At 69.7% G+C, this 3,004-nt stretch carries 3 protein-coding genes; 2 read left to right on the forward strand and 1 reads right to left on the reverse strand.

Annotated features, from left to right (window positions below; translation table 11 throughout):
* On the forward strand, positions 1 to 785 hold a 785-nt coding region (locus E1182_RS30010; RefSeq protein WP_132271108.1), incomplete at its 5' end, for an HAD-IC family P-type ATPase.
* Between the two features lie 627 nt (positions 786 to 1,412).
* On the opposite strand, the gene E1182_RS30015 is transcribed toward E1182_RS30010, so the two are convergent.
* Positions 1,413 to 1,850: a PRC-barrel domain-containing protein gene (locus E1182_RS30015; RefSeq protein ID WP_132271109.1), complete on the reverse strand. Its 438-nt coding sequence runs from the start codon at positions 1,848 to 1,850 to the stop codon at positions 1,413 to 1,415.
* Between the two features lie 151 nt (positions 1,851 to 2,001).
* On the opposite strand from E1182_RS30015, the gene E1182_RS30020 reads away from it, so the two are divergent.
* Positions 2,002 to 2,256 (forward strand): SCO4848 family membrane protein, encoded by a 255-nt coding sequence (locus E1182_RS30020; protein WP_132271110.1) that lies wholly within the window; start codon positions 2,002 to 2,004, stop codon positions 2,254 to 2,256.
* The last annotated feature ends 748 nt before the right edge of the window (positions 2,257 to 3,004 follow it).

Raw genomic sequence — 3,004 nt, forward strand, 5'->3', positions numbered from 1 at the left:
TTCCCGCCCCCCGCGACTTCACCGCCACCCCCGGTGTCGGCGTCGTGGCCACCGTCGACGGTCACCGGGTACGGGTCGGCAATCCCACCCTGCTCGACGAACTGCCCCCGTCCCCGGAGCAGGACGCGGTCCGCACCGCGATCCAGGCAGCCCAGGTCGGCGGGCGTACCGCCGTGGTGGTCGTGGTCGACGACGCGCCGGCCGGCGTCCTCACCCTCACCGACCGGGTACGCGCGGACGCCGCGCACACCGTCGCCACCCTCGGTACGCTGACCGGCCGCCCCCCGGAACTGCTCACCGGGGACAACGCCGCCGCCGGCGGACGGCTCGCCGAGGACGTCGGCATCCGCACCGTCCACGCCGGGCTGCTGCCCGCCGACAAGGTCGACCGCGTCGGTGCCCTGCAAGCCGACGGACGGCGGGTGCTGCTGGTCGGCGACGGGATCAACGACGCACCCGCCCTCGCCGCCGCCGACGCCGGCGTCGCCATGGGCCGACGCGGCTCCGACCTCGCGTTGCAGACCGCCGACGCGGTGCTGATCCACGACGACCTCACCGCCCTTCCGGCGGTGCTCGCGCTGGCCCGCAGAGCCCGGCGGATCGTGGTGGCGAACCTGGTGATCGCGGGCACGTTCATCGCCGTGCTGGTCACCTGGGACATCGTGGGTCACCTGCCGCTGCCGCTGGGCGTCGCCGGCCACGAGGGCTCCACCGTCATCGTCGGCCTCAACGGCCTGCGCCTGCTGCGTTCCGCCGCCTGGCGCCGCGCCCGCGACGGCCGCTGAAGCCACGGCCAGCCACATGGACGGTCCGTAACTGCTGGAACCATGGTGACGGTAGTAGGCGTGTAGCCGCGTGTTGGTCTTCCAGGCGTCCAGCCGGAGCCACTTTCTTGCCGCCGTGCGCGGCTCGTTGTGCGGCCTGGTTGAGCCTCCACGTTCCCACACCGTGTCCGCTGAAGGACCGGTCGACGGCGGGGTGACTCAGGTAGAGCGCTGACGTCGGGTGGTCTGCGGGTGTCCAGAAATCCTTGTCGGGCACATCGTCGAGCGTCATGGTCGCGATCGGAACTCCGTCGCCGGTTTCCGCCAGCAAGAGCCCGCCCGCCTCGAGGCTTGGACGTAGCTCGTCGGCGTGCCACGGCCACCCGCCCCACTGGTCCAGGCCTTGCTGCTGTAGCCAGATGACGGCGCCGTTGAGGATGACAATCAGACCGTCGAGATCCGCATCTGTCGCAAGGCGTAGTCGGTGCGTCACCTTGTGATCATATGGATCGGCGAGGATCGGATGGGCGGTGCCTGGGAGGCGGCTGGAGCGGGAAACGCCTTTGCTGGTCTTGCACGAGGCCTTGCGGCTCAGAGGTGTGCAGGGCGTGTGCTCAGCGAGCCGGACATCCGGGATTCTCCGCGCCCTTAACTCTGCTGGTAGCTGTCCGTGTAGTAGGCGCCGATCCGCTGGCGGTACTCCGGTCGACCGAAGTCGTCCGGGTCGAAGGCCGGGGCCTCCTTGACCTGCGCGCGGCTGCGGTCGACGTGTACCACCCGCTCCAGGTGGTCCACCCGGTCGACCGTGCCCACCGGCAGCAGCACCTTCTTCCCCAGAATCCAGGGTCCGGTGTCCACCACCAGGTACCGCGCGTCGGCGTCCTCGCTGGCCTGGTCGATGGAACCGATCCTCCCGTCGGTCGCCTCCACCCGGTACCCCACCAGGTCGACCGGGGTGCCGGGGCCGGGCGCGTCCGGACCGTCGTGTTCCGAGCGGTCCTGCGGTTCCTCGGTGGGCCTGGTCTGGTCGTACCCGCCGGCGAGAGCTGCCGGGTCTCGCCAGGCCCACGGGTTGAACGGCTGCATGTCGGACACCTCCGGCGCGTCATCCGGCTCTCTGGTCCCATACAGAGGTGCCCCCGTACCGCAGCCCGGAAACAGCACGCGTACCCGCGACGACCGGCCCGAGCGGAACTGCCCGTGTCGGCCGCCCGGCCCGCTGGCATACTCGCTGACCATGGTGTTGTCCCGCGGCTGGTCGGTCTTCCTCGGCGCTGTCGGCGTGTGGACCTGGCTGATCTGGCCGAGGTTCGCGGTCGCCATCTGGAACGACCCGCGCGCATGGTCCACCGGCACCGTTGGCGACGGGGCCCCGACCGGTTTCCTCTGGGTGCACGCCCTGCTCATCGCGGCATCACTCGCCATCGGCACCACCGTCGGGCTGCTGGGGGTACGCGGCTGGCGCGCCGCCCGCCGCGGGCCGGCAGCCTGACCGGTGCCGCCCATCTGCTCGGGCGCGACGGACGGATGCCGGAGGTGCCCGGTTCAGTCGGCGTGACCCCCGGGCAGTCCGACCTCGCGAGTGCAGCACCCACCGGATGAGGCCGGCTTGGGCAACGGTGTGCCGGGAAAGGTGTGACGCGGGACGCCGTCGGCGGATTTGACGATCATCTGGCCGGGGGCGTAGCTTTCTCTCTGCCAGCGCGGAACGGACGAAACAGGCGAAAGCCTGGAAGGCCGGAGCGCGGGAATGGACCTGGGGGTGCGGAGGTTATGCCTCTGGTAACCGGGACCGGGCGGTGCCCCTGGATCTGTCGTGAGGCGGATTTGGCGGGGCGGAGCCGACCGGGTATGGTTGACGACCGGCAGGGTACCGGGCGAGCGTGCGGGAGACCGCAGCGGCCGGCCTGCTGAATCCGATGATCAAACGCAGCGGGTGATCGCTGCGCGCGGTCGCGGATGCCAACCCGTACGAAGCGTGACAGACCGGGACACACTGGTTGACACGGGGAAGACGGTGAGGTAACGTAGTAAAAGTGCTCGCCGCGAGAGTGGTGGTCACGGGTGGATGTGGTGCCCCGGGTCGGGGGTCCTCGGTTGAGGGTTTCCGGGCGGTGTGTGGTTGTTCTTTGAGAACTCAACAGGGTGCTTGTAAAGCCAGTGCCAAATTGTTTTGATACCCCGGACTGGTCAGGCTTTGGTCTGTCTGGTTGGGATTCCTTTGGCAACATTGTTTGTTG

It is taken from the genome of Micromonospora sp. KC721, from assembly GCF_004348355.1.
Classification (GTDB): domain Bacteria; phylum Actinomycetota; class Actinomycetes; order Mycobacteriales; family Micromonosporaceae; genus Micromonospora.

Excerpts from the sequence above, each read along its gene's own strand:
- E1182_RS30015 (WP_132271109.1), bottom strand. The coding sequence starts at position 1,850 with ATGCAGCCGTTCAACCCGTGGGCCTGGCGAGACCCGGCAGCTCTCGCC.
- E1182_RS30020 (WP_132271110.1), top strand. The coding sequence starts at position 2,002 with ATGGTGTTGTCCCGCGGCTGGTCGGTCTTCCTCGGCGCTGTCGGCGTG.